We start from the raw sequence: 14,683 nt of genomic DNA on the forward strand, positions 1-14,683 counted from the left end.
AAATGGTGGCATGGTACTCAATGCAATTTCAATTTAATAGTTCTGAGCCAATTTACCGCCAAGTTGCCGAACAAATAGAAGATGCAATTGCTGCTGGCGGATTTGAAGAAGGACAACAAATTCCGTCAACAACAGAAATCTCCAAGGAGTTCCACATTAACCCCGCGACCGTTTTAAAGGGAATGAACATTGTTGTTGCGAAAAACCTGATTGAGAAGCGACGTGGTTTGGGAATGTTTGTAACTAATGGTGCCCATCAACGAATTGTTTCTGAAAAAAAGAATCTTTTTTTTGAAAATTTTGTTGTTAGTTTGGTGAAAGAGGCTCGTAGTTTAGATATTTCCGAATCTGAGTTACTTGAATTAATAAAGCGAGGTTATGATAAATGAGTGTGTTGGAGGTCAGTCACGTTTCGAAATCGTTTGGATCAAAAAACGTGCTTCAGGATGTTAGTTTGACGTTTGACGAGAATAAAATTTATGGTTTGCTAGGGCGAAATGGTGCCGGGAAAAGTACTTTATTGAACATTATGACAAATCGTATTTTTGCTGATACCGGTGAAGTTAAAATCGATTCTGAAAGAATTAATGATAATGACGCAAAGCTTGGCTTAATATTTTTAATGAGTGAAGTCAATCTGTATCCAAATGGCAATACGCTCAATCAAATAGTCGCCGATACCGAACTGATATATGGTAGTTTTAATCATCAGCTTGCTGAAAGACTAGCAAAAGAATTTGATTTGGACCTGACCTCTAAGTTTGGTAAATTATCAACTGGTTACAATTCAATATTCAAATTAATATTGGCACTGTGTGTTCCTGTTAAGTTTGTTTTACTTGATGAACCGGTCCTTGGGCTGGATGCTAATCATCGGGAAATGTTTTATTCTGAATTAATTCAAACCTACACGGATAATCCCAGAACTTTTATTATTTCAACCCATTTAATTGAAGAAGTTGCTAACTTAATTAGTGATGTGATTGTATTGGATGAGGGTCGAATTATGCTTGATCAACCGGTTGAGGATGTTCTTGCCAAAACACATTCAGTGGTGGGGCCACAAAAAGATGTTGATGCTTATACAAAGGGGCTTAACGTTATCGGTCATGATAATATGGGGACCATCCGGGTTAATTATGTTTATGGCGATTTAGATGATCGTCGGTTACCCGATACGGTTCAATTGTCCAACTTTGATCTTCAAAAATTGTTTATTTTCCTTACAAATCAATTTGAGGGGAGTCGACATTATGAAAACTAGCCAGATTACCAAGTATTTATTTAAAAGACAAATTGTTATCTTGGGCGAAATGTATTTAGTCACCTTTGCCGCAATTTATATTCTTCCTTTACTACTTTCGTTAATTACTGGGACACTACATGATTATTCATTTGTCCAGATTTTGAAAACCTCTCCGATTACCGGCTTCTTTAGTTTCTTTATGTTTGTGATTGCGACCTTGTCTTATGAGAACTTTAAGTTTTTAATTCAAAACGGTATTTCAAGAAAAACCTTTTTTGAAGCCCAAATTACAGTTTATGGGTTATTTATTCTGATTGGTAATACGGTTAATCTTATATATAATTACCTTATTTATACGCCAATGACAAATAGAGATACCTTTAATATATTTATGACAACCTACGCTAAATTTTTTAGCAACGGTATCATAACTGTGATTTTTAACTTTATATTTAGTGCTTTAACCTTAGTAATCATGACGTTGATTGGTATGACGATTGGTAGCTTCCTGTCACTCTTTTCAAAGACCTGGCAGCGGATACTTTTGGTGGCAACGCCAATTATTGGTGGCGTTACGATGATTTATATCATTAATGCGTTGGAAACATCATCTCTAAAAATGACGTGGGTTGAGCATTTTGCCGAATTTATACTGGGGTATCACCGAAGTGGTATTTACAATCCATTCCCAATGATGGCATTTATGCTTCTTATTTCTGTAATCATGTTGGCAATTGTTAGATACTTGTTCTCAAAGAAGCAGTTGAAAAGAGAATGATTTTTTAAAAATTCCGATTAGTAACAACTTAATTTAACAGGTTAAGTCAATTCCGATTTTTTTAAAATACAAGATATCTCTGATGTGTTATTTCTATTTTCCTTTCTAAGAAACCCATTAGAACGCGACAAAGATATTTATTAACCGAATTTTTAATGGTATACTTAGGTTTCTGAAATATATACGAATAGGATGGGAAATCATGGAAAATAATAAGAAACTTCATGTTGGCCTGATTTTTGGTGGAAACTCTTCTGAACACGACGTTTCGAAGCGTTCTGCTCACAACATTTACGATGCAATGGACAAGGACAAATATGACGTCAGTCTCTTTCTGATGACCAAGAACGGCTATTTCTTAGGAACAAAAGCTTCAACCAGGGTTTTTAACGGTGAACCCGAGGATGATGTTGTGCGCCAAGAAATTGCAAAGCTGGATAAAAGTAATCCACTTGCCCCAATTTTGAATTTAAGTGAAGATTCAAATATTGATGTCTTTTTCCCGATCATCCATGGAAACTTGGGTGAAGATGGGACAATCCAAGGCCTGTTACGATTATTGAATAAGCCATATGTAGGCAGTGGTGTTTTAGGATCTGCAATGTCATTTGATAAAGACATTACCAAAAAGATTTTAAAATTAGCTGGTGTAGCAACAACTCGATATGAGTTATTAACGCCACTTACGGTGGAAAAGTATAGTTATGACTCATTGAGCGCAGAATTAGGCAAGATTTTATTTGTAAAGCCTGCTAATCAAGGATCTTCGGTTGGTATTCATAAAGTGGAAACTTCTGACGATTATGACGAAGCGATTCGAGACGCTTTCCGTTATGATAATAAAGTACTTGTCGAAGAAGCGATTGAGGGGCCCGAAGAGTTGGAAATTTCAGTTCTTGGTAATCATCATCCCATCGCTTCTAAAGTTGGTTCAATTAAAGTACCTGCGGACGATGCTTTCTATACTTACGATAATAAGTTTGTCGATGCCAGCCAGGTGAAATTCGATGTGCCTGTTGATATTTCCGAAGCGTTATCTAAGGAACTAACCAAAATGGCACTTGATTCTTATCGGGCACTTGGACTTAAGGGAATGGCACGAATTGACTTTTTGGTTTCTCAAGACAGTGAACCGTATGTCAGTGAAGTAAACACACTTCCCGGATTTACCAATATTAGTTTATATCCGCAGTTGTTTGCAGCTTCAGGTATTTCATACAGGGAGTTAATTGATCGACTAATTCAGCTTGCAAACGAAGAATACGAAAGACAATCCAAAATTCTTTATGATTTCAAACCACTACCACCACGAGATCAGGATGTTAAGTAGTGTGGTTTGATCTTTAATATAGTATGGTGATGTTGTTAAAAAGCTGAGCAATCCTATTTTTTAGGAAATGGCTCTGCTTTTTTCTTTAGGGTGGTAATCATGGTCGAAAGACAATTTCAAAAATTGAATTTTTATCTAGTTGGTTTTGCCATTGTAATGGCATTGTTAAAGTTTTGGATGATGGTGACTGTAGATAGTAAGGTTGTTGTGATTTGTGCGTTTTTGTCTTTGCTATTGCTGGGGAGCACAATTAATGTTGGTATTGGGAATTTAGTACCGAACCATGTGAAGAAAAAAATCTGTTTCAGAATTGATTTTTGGCTAGCAGTTTTAACGTTATGGTTCATGATGCTTCCTTTTGGATTGTTTGGATTAAGCGCCTTTTTTAAAACTTCTTTTCCACTAACTGGTTATCAATTTACTTGGATAACAATTAATCGTTACTGGCTATTAGGCTGTTTGATTACTGCCTATGTTGTGTTGTTAATGGTTGTGTTATATTTGAGACGCTTTATTTACTACTTGGCTACTAGTGATAATAAAAGTTTCCTTCAAATTTTGACCCTATCTCGTCATACTGCTTCATTGAAAGACGTTGGTAGGAGCTTATTATTAATAGCTATTAGAATAGGCTGGGAAATGTGTCTCATTTTATTTCTGTCGTTTATTAATTACTTGGTAGGACAACAATTTGTCTTTGTGTTATCTCTTGGCATTATCAATTTATGTGTACCATTAATTGAAATTAAGCTTCTTTTTAGATTGTTGGCAATACCTGTAAATAGTCATATCAAATTGACCGGCATCTCCGTATTTGGGCTATTTGGAGCGCTGATTTTTGTTTCGGTGTTGGGGGTTACATATAGTAGTCACCGTATACTGAAACCGGCTCAGCAAGAAATTATCGTTCATCGTGGTGTTATTGATAATGATGACGCACCAAACACAATCAGTGCATTAAAAAAGAATAGTCGCTATCGGTTTTCTTACGTTGAAATGGATATTCAAGAGACTAAAGATCATCATTTTATTTGTGCCCATAATGACACGCTTTTTATTCCTGGAAAGGGACAACGAGAAATTAACCTTTTAAAATTAAAAACAATTCAAAGGTATCATCATGTGGACTTGTTTCGTGAATACTTGCATATAGCAAACAATCTCGAACAGCCACTAATCGTGGAACTGAAAGTGACAAATCATTCTGATAAAGAAATGGGTAAAAGGTTCGCTGAGCAATTCGGTCAACAGATGTTAAAACAATCAAATATGGTCCATTCTGTAGGATACAATTATCTCCGTCAGATTAAAGCAAGGTATCCCAAAATAAGAGTTGGATTAGTTACGATGCTTAATTTCTCTAACCTTGCCAAGTATAAAGTAGATTTTTATACGCTTCAGCATATAACATTAACGCCATTTTTGTTACGGTCGATACCTTCTAAGCGGCCAGTCTATGCATGGACCGATGATCAGTCACTAACGATGAAGCGTCTAAGCATGATGGGGGTTGATGGACAGGTAACCGATCAAGCCATAAGATTGAAAGATTTGACATTTAATCAGAAACAGAATTATTGGTTATTAATTTTAAATTCGATCGTAACATATCTCTGATTTTTTCGTATATCATTCTTAGAGGTGAAAATAATGACAACTAGGTGTTCATGGGCGACAAAAAGTCCGGAATTAATGATCTATCATGATACAAGGTGGGGAAAGCCTACCCGAGAGGTTCAAGATTTATTTCATGCAATGTGTTTGGAGATCATGCAGGCTGGATTGGCATTTCAGGTCGTGTTAAAGCATGAAGAAGGGATGAGGGAAGTTCTCCAAGACTTTTCTATTAATTATATGGCCCATTTATCTAAATCGGACATTGAAAATCTGTGTCAAGATACAAGAATGATCAGAAACCGGGCAAAAATTGAAGCACTTATAGAAAATGCAAAAGTTGTTTCCAATGACCCGGGGAAATTGGTAGATCTAACTTGGGCCCCAGTACACTATGTTCAACTGGATCATATGTTAACCGAACCGGCAAAACCGGCCGATTATCAAGAATTCATCAGACCATTTGTTGCTGCATTCAAAACCTGGGGCTTAAAACGGATGGGACCGGTCACAACTTATAGTTATTTACAAGCTGTCGGCGTAGTAAATGATCATGCATTGACATGTTGTTTTCGATGAGAATCTAACAAAATAATAGTAATGTAATTGTTAACAGTATCAGCTTGACTACATTCATTATGCGTAATAAAATTAATACCATCAGTTTAACTAGAGAGAGAAAGGGAATATTTCTAATGGCTACTAAAATTACGGGATCAGCAATTCGAAAGGCCCGAAAAGAGAAAGGTTTTTCTCAAAAGCAATTAGCGGATGGCATATGTACTCAAGCAACCATCAGTTTGATAGAAAACAGAAATGTTTGTCCAAATATCAATATTCTTAATCAGATTTGCCAACGTTTGGCAATTAATATGACTGATGTTTCTTTTAATCCCAGGTATGGTGAAAAATTATTTTCTTATATTGAAAGTGACATGCGACGCCATTGCTATTTACAAGCCCGTGAAAGAATGGGTAGGGTCAGCTTTGATAAATTAGAATCCAAACTTGCTGAGGGAAAGTATTATTGCTATCAAGGATTCGCAGAACTTTACATTGATGATGATATTGAAGAGGCAATTTATCATTTCAATTGGATGTTGACAAAATATCCTTATGAAAACCTGAGCTTTTATCAAGCATGGTCGAATCTTGGATTGGGATTGGCCTATCAAAAGCTTGGGAAAACGGCCCGTGCACCGAAGTTTATCGAAGAAAGTATTCGGATACTTGAAAAGATTCAAAGTCACAAAAATCGTTATACAAATGATGATATTTGCGCAGTCATAGATCTATACATTGATATTATTGCAACGTACGTTGAGCTTGAAAAGTTTGATCGGGCGTTAAAATTGTGTGCAGTTGTTTTAAAACGTTTAACTTCAACAAATTCAATTTACAAGATTGATGTTGTTGAGGAGCTGGCTTCTCGGTGCTTATATGCAAATGGACAAATTGTTGAGGCGACAATGCGACAATTTAATGCTATGTTTATTGCTGACTTACGCGGGAATCATCAATTGTTTGAAAAAATCATGACAAAGAATCAAAAACATCTTATTGAACTTGTTAAAAAAGAGTTAAGCAAGAATGATGGTCATGAGACACTTATTGTTTAGATTATATTTATTTGTGGACATCATGGACGAAAAAAGAGATTCAAAAACAAATTTATGTTTGTTTTTGAATCTCTTTTTTCGTATTAATATTGTGATCAATCACTGGTATAGTGAGGGTTAACCAACTCGCTTACTAGGATTCTTGGCCGGTTTATTATCCAAATCAGTTCTAACAACTAAAACATCACAGACAGCAGTCCGAGTAACATATTCAGTAACTGAGCCGATTAATAATCGTTCAACAGCATTTAGACCGGTTGCGCCAATCATGATTAAGTCAATATTCAAATTTCGTGGAATATCTCTAGCAATCACTGTTTTAGGAGCACCGTACTCAATTGAATAATCTACATCGTTTAAACCAGCCTTTTTTGCTTCATCGATGTATTTATCAAGAGTTTGTTTAGCAGTATCGGTAACTTGTTCAACCATCGATGTATCAAAGCTTGAAATATTCTGAAATGCTCGAGTATCTACGACGTGTAGCAAGTGAAGAGACGCATGGTTCCTAATTGCAACTGCGACACCTTTTTTGAATGCCAATTCGGCTTCATATGATCCATCAACGGGAACCAGAATTTGATTGTATTGTTGTATCATTGTGCCCACCCCTCATTTCATCTTTATAGTTTAATTGTACGTTATTTTTGTATAAATACAAAGAATTAAATACGATTATTTATTATCGATGATTGATAATATTCATAATCACCATTTCAAGAATTGTCCCTGCAAACGTTGTTGTAAGAAGAACAATTAGAATGAAAATATCGTTTTGGATAATCATTGAAAGAATTCCCAGAACGCCTAAAAGGATAAATGTGATACCGCCGGTTCTTGCTGCTCCTGACAATCGAGGATTTTTTTGCACATTGATTTCAAACATTGTCTTGTTTATATGGGAAAGTAGGTAATAACCGATAAAGAAGGCAATTATTACAGCAATCCCAACAAGGATATTTATGATCATTTTTTCACTCCATCTATTATATTAGCGGCCAAAAGATTGACGCAGTCTTAAATATTGTTCTTTTAAAGCTGTTTCGATTTTACCATTGTTTTTTGGGTGGTAATACTGGGCATTTTTAATCTTATCTGGTAAATATTGTTGTTTAACCCAATCATTTGGAAAATCATGTGGGTATTCGTATTCTACACCGCGTCCAAGCTTCTTGGCTCCCTTGTAGTGTGCATCTTTTAATCGAAGGGGAATCTCACCATAGTTTCCTGTTTTAACGTCATTAAGCGCCTGATCAATGGCAGACATGGCTGAATTGGATTTAGGGCTTAGACATAACTCGATAATAACATTCGCAAGTGGGATGCGGCCTTCTGGTAGGCCGAGTTGTTTTGCGGCCTCAACTGCACTCACGGTTCTTTCACAAGCTGCTGGATTTGCCAAGCCGACATCCTCATAGGCAATAACGATGAGCCTCCTGATTAAAGAAACTAAGTCGCCCGATTCAATAAGTCTGCTGGCATAGTGAAGCGCCGCGTCTACATCAGATCCCCGAATTGATTTTTGAAATGCAGATATGACATCATAATGAGCATCACCATTTTTATCAGCACTCAATGACTTGCGTTGCAGACACTCTTCTATGACGGAAAGGTCAATATCGATCATTTTATCGTCATTCTCTGGGGTTGATTTAACGGCAAGCTCCAAGCCGTTTAAGGCACTTCTCAGATCACCATTTGTAGCCGTTGTAAGGAATTCCATCGCTGGATCGGATAAGCTTACGTGAAATTGTCCCAAACCGTTCTTAACATCTTTTAAGGCCCTTAGGACGGCTTGCTTTATATCTTTTGGGGAAAGGGGATGGACTTCAAAAATTTGAGTTCGACTTCGAATAGCTGGATTAATATTAATATAAGGATTTTCGGTTGTAGCGCCAATTAGAATAATGGCTCCCTTTTCGAGCAAGGGTAATAAAAAGTCCTGTTTAGTTTTATCTAAGCGATGGATTTCGTCTAAAAGTAAAACAACGGTGCCACTCATTTTTGCCTCTTCGGCCACAACTTGTAAATCCTTTTTTGTATCGGTTGCTGCGTTCAAAACTCGAAAGGCGTATTTAGTTGAACCTGCAATTGCACTAGCAATACTCGTTTTTCCCGTACCGGGAGGGCCGTATAAAATCATCGAAGAAAGCATTTTTGCCTTGACCATCCGACTGATAATTTTGCCGGGACCGACAAGATCTTGTTGACCAACGATTTCTTCGATTTTTGTAGGTCGCATTCTGTAGGCGAGTGGTTGTTGCATGGCATGTCCTCCTTTATTAGAGATAGATTGTCTTTTGTATAGAAAAAGACGTTCCGCTTTCGCAAAACGTCTTTTCGTTGTCGTGAATTAACCTAATTTGTTGTAGTATTCAACAATAAGTGATTCATCAATATCAGCATCAAGTTCTTCACGTTGTGGAAGGCGAACCAATGATCCTTCAAGCTTGTCTGCGTCAAAATTAACGTATTGTGGACGACCCACAACGGCCTCAACAGCATTTTTAACTACTTGAAGATCCTTGGACTTTTCACGGACAGAAACAACTTGACCAGTTTTAACTTCGTATGATGGAATATCAACGCGTTTGCCATCAACAGTAATATGTCCATGATTTACTAATTGACGGGCTTGACGACGAGTTGTTGCCAAACCTAAGCGGTAAACGATGTTGTCCAAACGTCTTTCAAGTAAGATCATAAAGTTAACACCATGCTTACCTTCACGGATTTTACCGGCACGAACAAACAAATTAGAAAATTGACGTTCAGTCAATCCGTACATATAACGGAGCTTTTGCTTTTCCTTTAATTGCAAGCCATATTCAGAAAGCTTTTGACGACGACCTTGACCATGATCACCTGGTGCGTAAGGACGACGTGAAAGTTCCTTACCAGTACCTGAAAGTGAGATACCTAAACGACGTGAGATTCTCCAACTTGGACCTGTATATCTAGACATAAAAAATCCTCCAATTATTTTTTGGAGTAAAATAAGCCATTGCAGGTTTAGTATTCGTGCATGTTGCTTTGCTCTTTCGCTCAAGCAGCCGAATTGAGTTACTTGCAGAACCTGGATTCAGGCAACAACATGTTGACGAGCTTACCACCTACTGCTGCATTATTTTACACGAGTTACATTCTATCGAGAATTTAGCAATTAGTCAACATGTTTAATAAAGATATTGACAAAGCCATTCAGTAAGGCTTCATCTTTTTCTGAAAAACGCTCTAATACAGGGGAGTCAATATCCAGTACACCAAGCGGTTGTCCATCTTTAAAAATCGGAATGACAATTTCCGACTTGGAATCGCCGTCACAAGCAATATGGCCGGCAAATTGGTGAACGTCTGCAACGCGCAGCGAATGCCTCTGTGTAAGGGCCGTTCCACACACACCTACACCATTCTTAATATGCATGCAAGCAACTTTTCCCTGAAAAGGGCCAAGAATTAATTCATCGTTTTCAGGAACGTATCTATAAAAGCCGACCCAGTTAATCTGATCTAAGCTTTGATTTAAAAGCGCTGATGCGTTGGCCATATTGGAAACCAAATCAGTTTCTTCATATAATAATGCGTCAAGTTGCTGATTGACTAATTCTGTTACGTTTTGCATAAAGTTTTTCCTCACTTAAAAATAATATGGTGAAACTTACCCACTATGATATAATTCAGTTTAGGGCACTTTTTTATCAATTATTAATACATAATAGAATGTTTTGGCATTTTTTTCTACAATTAATGTTTTTTGTTGTTTCAATATCTTTATTTTTGAAGGATGGGATCGAATGTTTACTTTGCTGATAGTAATTATAGTGGTAGTAGGGGCATGCTACTTAGGATTTGTCTTTTACCAACGACGGACAATAAAAATGGCAACAAGCGTTTATGAGAGCAAAAAGGACTTGAACAAAATTCCTTTGGATGATGAATTTGCACTTGCTAAAAAGATGAATTTAACTGGTGAATCAAAAAAGAAATATGGTCAACTTCATAATAAGTACCAACATTACCGAAACCAAATATTGCCAAGTATCGACGAACTGATTAAAACGGTTAAGGAAGATGGTAAGGGAATTAACTTTATCAAGACAAGAAATGATTGGCGCACTGCCAATCAAACAATTCAGGATGCAGACGCTACACTTAAAGAGATTCAAGCGGGATTGGCCCAACTATATGATTTAAATAAGCAACATCAGCTGGCTGTTTCAGAACTCGAAAAAAAATATAAACAGTTACGAGAGGATATTCTAAATCAAAATGCGTCATTTGGACCGAGTATTGATGGACTTGAGAAAATGTTAGCCAATATTGAAGGCACATTTGATGAATTTACCAAATTGACCAAAAGTGGTGATCCCAGTAGCGCCGATGAGGTGTTGACAGATCTAAACACCGCTACCGGCAAGCTGGAAGATTATATGAAACGGATTCCAAAACTCTTTCTTTCTTTAGATAGGGAGTTCAATGAGCAACTTGACGAAATTCAAACGGGTTACACAGAGTTAAGGTCTAAGGGTTACAATTTTCCTAATGATAATTTTGAAACAAGTGTCAACAATATCCGTGATCAAATTAGTCACAACCTTGATTCGCTGGCAAAGCTCAAAGTCGAAGATGTTTCTGCCGTTAACGCAAAAATTGAAGATGCAATCGATCAATTATATAGTGCAATTGATAAGGAGTTAAAAGCACGTCCAAGTGTTGAAAAGAACACAAGTATCATTGGCGAATATGTTGATCACGTGCGTAGGCAAAACGAGGATCTCACAAAAAGGCTTCAGATTTTGAATGAAAGCTATGTGTTAAATCACCAAGAGATCGAAGATAATCATCAGTTTGACAGACAAATTACCGCGCTTGAAAGAGAATTTGATCGTGAAACGAAAAATATCGATGAAGGAAAAGCAGTTTATTCAGAAATCAATCACACACAGCAAAAAATGCTTTCAAGTTTAAAAGAGTTGGAGAATTCACAAAAAGAATTATTTGATTCAATTATTGATTTACCGGAAAAAGAGAGGGACGCGCAAAATGCGCTGTCAAAGTTTGATTTGGAGATGCGTAACAAAAAAAGACGGATTGACAATCAAAACCTGCCGGGATTATCCGATTCTTATCAGAACAACTTTGCTGCCGTTATTCGTGAAATTAACCACTTGGATGAAGATCTTGGCAAAGCACATGTCAATATTGACGATGTTAGCAAGCAGGTCATTATTATTCAGTCAGACATGGATACTTTGGAAGATCAAACAACAAAAATGTTGGATGATGCTAATTTAGCGGAACAAACAATTCAATACGCAAATAGATACATTAGTTCTAATCCAGAAATTGCCTCTGCAAGTGTGAAAGCTCAGAATTACTTTGAAAAGCAATATGATTACTCAAAAAGCCTGAGTACGATATCTGAAGCATTAGAAAATCAGTCATCCGGCATTTTCTCAAAGATAAAGAATGACTACTTTAATGCCCAAAAACCAAAACAAGCATCTGATACTAATTCAAAAGACGAAGAGCAGTAGACCCAATTCAATAAAAACTGCTAATCAAAATTTTATTTATCCAAAAATTTTGATTAGCAGTTTTTGTCTGCGGTAAGAACGGTCCTACTTGTTACAAAGCCCTTTTGGGTGTATCATCGTGGAAGTTATATTTGTTGGAGTCGAACCAATAAATAAAGAGAAGAAGGTTTCAAATGATTTATTTTGATAATAGCGCAACGACACAAGCGCTACCAGAAGTAGTTGACACGTATGATAAAGTTAGTAAGAGTATTTGGGGGAACCCATCAAGTCTTCATAACTTTGGTGAACAGGCATTTAATTTACTGGAACAATCTAGGAAACAAATTGCCGATTTACTGCATGTACATGCTGATGAAATTTACTTTACAAGTGGCGGAACCGAAGGCGATAATTGGGTTGTTAAGGGAACGGCAATTCAAAAGCGAGAGTATGGTAAACATTTGATTACGACTGCAGTTGAACATCCTGCTATTCATAATTCAATGGAACAACTTAAGCAACTCGGCTACGAGGTCACTTATTTACCAGTTGATGATGAGGGACGAATCTCGATTGATGATCTTAAAAAGGCAATTCGTCCAGATACAACATTAGTTTCAATTATGGCAGTAAACAACGAGATTGGCACAATTCAACCCATTGAGGAAGCAGCTGAGTTATTAAAAAAGTATCCAAAGATTCACTTTCATATTGATGCGGTTCAAGGAATTGGTAAAGGAATTCAAGAGAAAATATTTAATGAGCGAGTTGACTTTGTAACCATTTCCGGCCATAAATTTCATGCACCTCGTGGCATTGGCTTTATTTATGGTCGTCGTGGTCGACGGATTGCACAACTGATGAATGGTGGCGGTCAGGAAAAAAATCAACGTTCCGGGACTGAAAATCTGCCAGCAGTTGCAGCTATGGCAAAAGCGTTGCGACTATTACTTGAAAAGGAACCTAAAGCTAATGAAACAGAACATCAAATCAAGCAACTGATTAGCGACCACATCAGTAAATTTGATAAAATAACGATCTTCTCTAAGAATACAGATCAATTTGCACCACACATCCTGTGTTTTGCGATTAAAGGCGTTAGGGGCGAAACAATTGTCCATGCGTTTGAAAAGTATGGCATTTATATTTCTACTACAAGTGCTTGTTCCTCAAAAAAACACGTTGCTTCAAGCACACTAACTGCTATGCATGTTCCAGAAGATGTTTCTACAAGTGCCGTCAGAATTTCTCTGGGCGACCAGAACACACTTGACGAGGCCAAAGAATTCATCAAAGTATTTGATCAGTTGTATGAAGAATTTGACAAATTAAGTTAGGAGTATGTTATGCACTACACTGAAATTATGGTTCGTTATGGCGAACTTTCTACTAAAGGAAAAAACAAAAGGGACTTTATCCGTCAACTTGGTAGAAATGTCCGCGCAGTTCTTCACCAGTTTCCAACAGTTGAGGTCAAAGCGCAGCGAGACAGGCTTCATGTTGATTTAAATGGTGAAGATGATCAAAAGGTCATTTCAACACTTCAAGGGGTCTTTGGCATTGAAACGTTGTATCCTTCGATTAAGGTAGAGAAGGATATGGATGTTATCAAGGAAACCGCATTACAAATGGCCCAGGAACAATATCGCTCCGGTAAGACATTCAAAATCAATACGCGTCGACAAGACAAGCATTTTGAGTATCACACTAATCAAATCAATAATATGCTGGGGGATTACGTTTTAGAAAACATTGATGGTATCTCAGTTGACGTTAAAAACCCTGATATTGCAATTCGGGTAGAAGTTCGTATGAACGGGGCCTATCTGTCTTCTGAAACGATTCACGGGGCCGGTGGTCTTCCTGTTGGAACCGGTGGTCGTGCAACAATGATGCTGTCTGGCGGTATTGATTCGCCAGTTGCAACATACTTGGCAATGAAGCGTGGCGTTAAGATTGATATGATTCATTTCTATAGTCCCCCATATACCAGTGAGCAGGCTTTAAACAAGGCTAAGCAATTAACCTCGATACTTGCCAAGTATTCAGGTAACATTCAATTTATTCAAGTTCCCTTTACAGAAGTTCAGGAAACAATTAAAGAGAAAGTACCTGAGGGCTATTTGATGACCATTCAGCGGCGAATGATGTTGAGAATTGCGGCTGAGATTACCAAGAGTCGTCATTGTGGTGGTGTCTTTACAGGGGAATCTTTGGGACAGGTTGCTTCACAAACACTTGAAAGTATGCTTGCAATTAACGATGTGACAAGTATGCCGGTATTGAGGCCACTTGTATCAATGGATAAAACAGAAATTATTAAAATATCAAAACAAATTGGAACTTATGATCTGTCCATTTTACCGTACGAGGATTGCTGCACCATTTTTACACCGCCTGCACCCAAGACAAAGCCAAACCTGCAACGTTCTCGGGAATTTGAAAATTATATTGATGTTGAGGGGCTTATGAAGAAGGCCGTTGATAATATCCAAATTACGGATATCAAACCGGGCGAAGAGTTTTTGAATCAAGATGCCGATGTTTTTGCTGAATTGCTATAAATTCATCGGATTG

The 14,683-nt window shown here is 37.3% G+C and carries 15 protein-coding genes; 10 read left to right on the forward strand and 5 right to left on the reverse strand.

All coding sequences use genetic code 11. The features are described from left to right. The first annotated feature begins 20 nt into the window (after window positions 1-20). The 7 genes from HMPREF0519_RS04680 to HMPREF0519_RS04710 all read left to right on the forward strand — a co-directional run bounded on the left by HMPREF0519_RS04680 (window position 21) and on the right by HMPREF0519_RS04710 (window position 6,587). Window positions 21-389 (forward strand): GntR family transcriptional regulator, encoded by a 369-nt coding sequence (locus HMPREF0519_RS04680; RefSeq protein WP_035462871.1) that lies wholly within the window; start codon window positions 21-23, stop codon window positions 387-389. Then, entirely contained in the window at window positions 386-1,264 is an 879-nt protein-coding gene (locus tag HMPREF0519_RS04685; RefSeq protein WP_003635071.1) for an ATP-binding cassette domain-containing protein, read from the forward strand. Before HMPREF0519_RS04680 ends, HMPREF0519_RS04685 begins: the two co-directional genes overlap by 4 nt. Continuing rightward, window positions 1,254-2,024: a hypothetical protein gene (locus HMPREF0519_RS04690; RefSeq protein WP_003635072.1), complete on the forward strand. Its 771-nt coding sequence runs from the start codon at window positions 1,254-1,256 to the stop codon at window positions 2,022-2,024. The genes HMPREF0519_RS04685 and HMPREF0519_RS04690 overlap by 11 nt, the downstream gene beginning before the upstream one ends. A 202-nt stretch (window positions 2,025-2,226) precedes the next feature. Further along, a complete protein-coding gene (locus HMPREF0519_RS04695; protein WP_003635074.1) occupies window positions 2,227-3,354 on the forward strand; it encodes a D-alanine--D-alanine ligase family protein in 1,128 nt (375 codons plus the stop codon). 99 nt (window positions 3,355-3,453) lie between these two features. Next, window positions 3,454-4,971: a glycerophosphodiester phosphodiesterase gene (locus HMPREF0519_RS04700; RefSeq protein WP_003635075.1), complete on the forward strand. Its 1,518-nt coding sequence runs from the start codon at window positions 3,454-3,456 to the stop codon at window positions 4,969-4,971. Window positions 4,972-5,004: 33 nt separating this feature from the next. Then, on the forward strand, window positions 5,005-5,547 hold the full coding sequence (locus HMPREF0519_RS04705) for a DNA-3-methyladenine glycosylase I (RefSeq protein WP_080544226.1): 543 nt from the start codon (window positions 5,005-5,007) through the stop codon (window positions 5,545-5,547). A 59-nt stretch (window positions 5,548-5,606) separates the two neighbouring features. Beyond that, complete coding sequence (locus tag HMPREF0519_RS04710; RefSeq protein WP_003635077.1) at window positions 5,607-6,587, forward strand: helix-turn-helix domain-containing protein; 981 nt, start codon at window positions 5,607-5,609, stop codon at window positions 6,585-6,587. Window positions 6,588-6,704: 117 nt separating this feature from the next. Here HMPREF0519_RS04710 and HMPREF0519_RS04715 read toward each other — a convergent pair whose 3' ends face one another. The 5 genes from HMPREF0519_RS04715 to HMPREF0519_RS04735 form a co-directional block, all read right to left on the reverse strand. Then, window positions 6,705-7,187 carry a universal stress protein gene (locus HMPREF0519_RS04715; protein ID WP_003553615.1) on the reverse strand — a complete coding sequence of 161 codons (483 nt, stop codon included), beginning with the start codon at window positions 7,185-7,187 and terminating at the stop codon, window positions 6,705-6,707. Window positions 7,188-7,269: 82 nt separating this feature from the next. Then, the gene (locus HMPREF0519_RS04720) at window positions 7,270-7,557 is read right to left on the reverse strand and encodes a hypothetical protein (RefSeq protein ID WP_003635079.1); all 288 of its coding nucleotides are present in this window, start codon (window positions 7,555-7,557) and stop codon (window positions 7,270-7,272) included. A gap of 21 nt (window positions 7,558-7,578) precedes the next feature. Beyond that, window positions 7,579-8,853 carry a replication-associated recombination protein A gene (locus HMPREF0519_RS04725; protein WP_003635081.1) on the reverse strand — a complete coding sequence of 425 codons (1,275 nt, stop codon included), beginning with the start codon at window positions 8,851-8,853 and terminating at the stop codon, window positions 7,579-7,581. Window positions 8,854-8,940: 87 nt separating this feature from the next. Then, window positions 8,941-9,552 carry a 30S ribosomal protein S4 gene (gene rpsD / locus HMPREF0519_RS04730; protein ID WP_040472711.1) on the reverse strand — a complete coding sequence of 204 codons (612 nt, stop codon included), beginning with the start codon at window positions 9,550-9,552 and terminating at the stop codon, window positions 8,941-8,943. Between the two features lie 198 nt (window positions 9,553-9,750). Beyond that, window positions 9,751-10,209, reverse strand: a complete 459-nt coding sequence (locus HMPREF0519_RS04735; protein WP_003635085.1) for a free L-methionine (R)-S-oxide reductase MsrC — start codon at window positions 10,207-10,209, stop codon at window positions 9,751-9,753. A 172-nt stretch (window positions 10,210-10,381) separates the two neighbouring features. Here HMPREF0519_RS04735 and ezrA point away from each other — a divergent pair, with 172 nt between their 5' ends. From ezrA to thiI, 3 genes are all read left to right on the forward strand, one after another. Continuing rightward, on the forward strand, window positions 10,382-12,124 hold the full coding sequence (ezrA, locus tag HMPREF0519_RS04740) for a septation ring formation regulator EzrA (protein ID WP_003635088.1): 1,743 nt from the start codon (window positions 10,382-10,384) through the stop codon (window positions 12,122-12,124). 173 nt (window positions 12,125-12,297) lie between these two features. Further along, window positions 12,298-13,443, forward strand: coding sequence for a cysteine desulfurase family protein (locus HMPREF0519_RS04745; protein ID WP_003553628.1), 1,146 nt, complete (start codon window positions 12,298-12,300; stop codon window positions 13,441-13,443). A 9-nt stretch (window positions 13,444-13,452) separates the two neighbouring features. Next, window positions 13,453-14,670 carry a tRNA uracil 4-sulfurtransferase ThiI gene (gene thiI / locus HMPREF0519_RS04750; protein ID WP_003635090.1) on the forward strand — a complete coding sequence of 406 codons (1,218 nt, stop codon included), beginning with the start codon at window positions 13,453-13,455 and terminating at the stop codon, window positions 14,668-14,670. Window positions 14,671-14,683 lie beyond the last annotated feature (13 nt).

This window comes from Lentilactobacillus hilgardii DSM 20176 = ATCC 8290 (genome assembly GCF_000159315.1).
Lineage (GTDB): Bacteria > Bacillota > Bacilli > Lactobacillales > Lactobacillaceae > Lentilactobacillus > Lentilactobacillus hilgardii.

What these genes read in the sequence shown, in the direction of transcription:
- HMPREF0519_RS04680 (WP_035462871.1), top strand. Translation starts at nt 21, where the DNA reads ATGCAATTTCAATTTAATAGTTCTGAGCCAATTTACCGCCAAGTTGCC.
- HMPREF0519_RS04685 (WP_003635071.1), top strand. Translation starts at nt 386, where the DNA reads ATGAGTGTGTTGGAGGTCAGTCACGTTTCGAAATCGTTTGGATCAAAA.
- HMPREF0519_RS04690 (WP_003635072.1), top strand. Translation starts at nt 1,254, where the DNA reads ATGAAAACTAGCCAGATTACCAAGTATTTATTTAAAAGACAAATTGTT.
- HMPREF0519_RS04695 (WP_003635074.1), top strand. Translation starts at nt 2,227, where the DNA reads ATGGAAAATAATAAGAAACTTCATGTTGGCCTGATTTTTGGTGGAAAC.
- HMPREF0519_RS04700 (WP_003635075.1), top strand. Translation starts at nt 3,454, where the DNA reads ATGGTCGAAAGACAATTTCAAAAATTGAATTTTTATCTAGTTGGTTTT.
- HMPREF0519_RS04705 (WP_080544226.1), top strand. Translation starts at nt 5,005, where the DNA reads ATGACAACTAGGTGTTCATGGGCGACAAAAAGTCCGGAATTAATGATC.
- HMPREF0519_RS04710 (WP_003635077.1), top strand. Translation starts at nt 5,607, where the DNA reads ATGCGTAATAAAATTAATACCATCAGTTTAACTAGAGAGAGAAAGGGA.
- HMPREF0519_RS04715 (WP_003553615.1), bottom strand. Translation starts at nt 7,187, where the DNA reads ATGATACAACAATACAATCAAATTCTGGTTCCCGTTGATGGATCATAT.
- HMPREF0519_RS04720 (WP_003635079.1), bottom strand. Translation starts at nt 7,557, where the DNA reads ATGATCATAAATATCCTTGTTGGGATTGCTGTAATAATTGCCTTCTTT.
- HMPREF0519_RS04725 (WP_003635081.1), bottom strand. Translation starts at nt 8,853, where the DNA reads ATGCAACAACCACTCGCCTACAGAATGCGACCTACAAAAATCGAAGAA.
- rpsD (WP_040472711.1), bottom strand. Translation starts at nt 9,552, where the DNA reads ATGTCTAGATATACAGGTCCAAGTTGGAGAATCTCACGTCGTTTAGGT.
- HMPREF0519_RS04735 (WP_003635085.1), bottom strand. Translation starts at nt 10,209, where the DNA reads ATGCAAAACGTAACAGAATTAGTCAATCAGCAACTTGACGCATTATTA.
- ezrA (WP_003635088.1), top strand. Translation starts at nt 10,382, where the DNA reads ATGTTTACTTTGCTGATAGTAATTATAGTGGTAGTAGGGGCATGCTAC.
- HMPREF0519_RS04745 (WP_003553628.1), top strand. Translation starts at nt 12,298, where the DNA reads ATGATTTATTTTGATAATAGCGCAACGACACAAGCGCTACCAGAAGTA.
- thiI (WP_003635090.1), top strand. Translation starts at nt 13,453, where the DNA reads ATGCACTACACTGAAATTATGGTTCGTTATGGCGAACTTTCTACTAAA.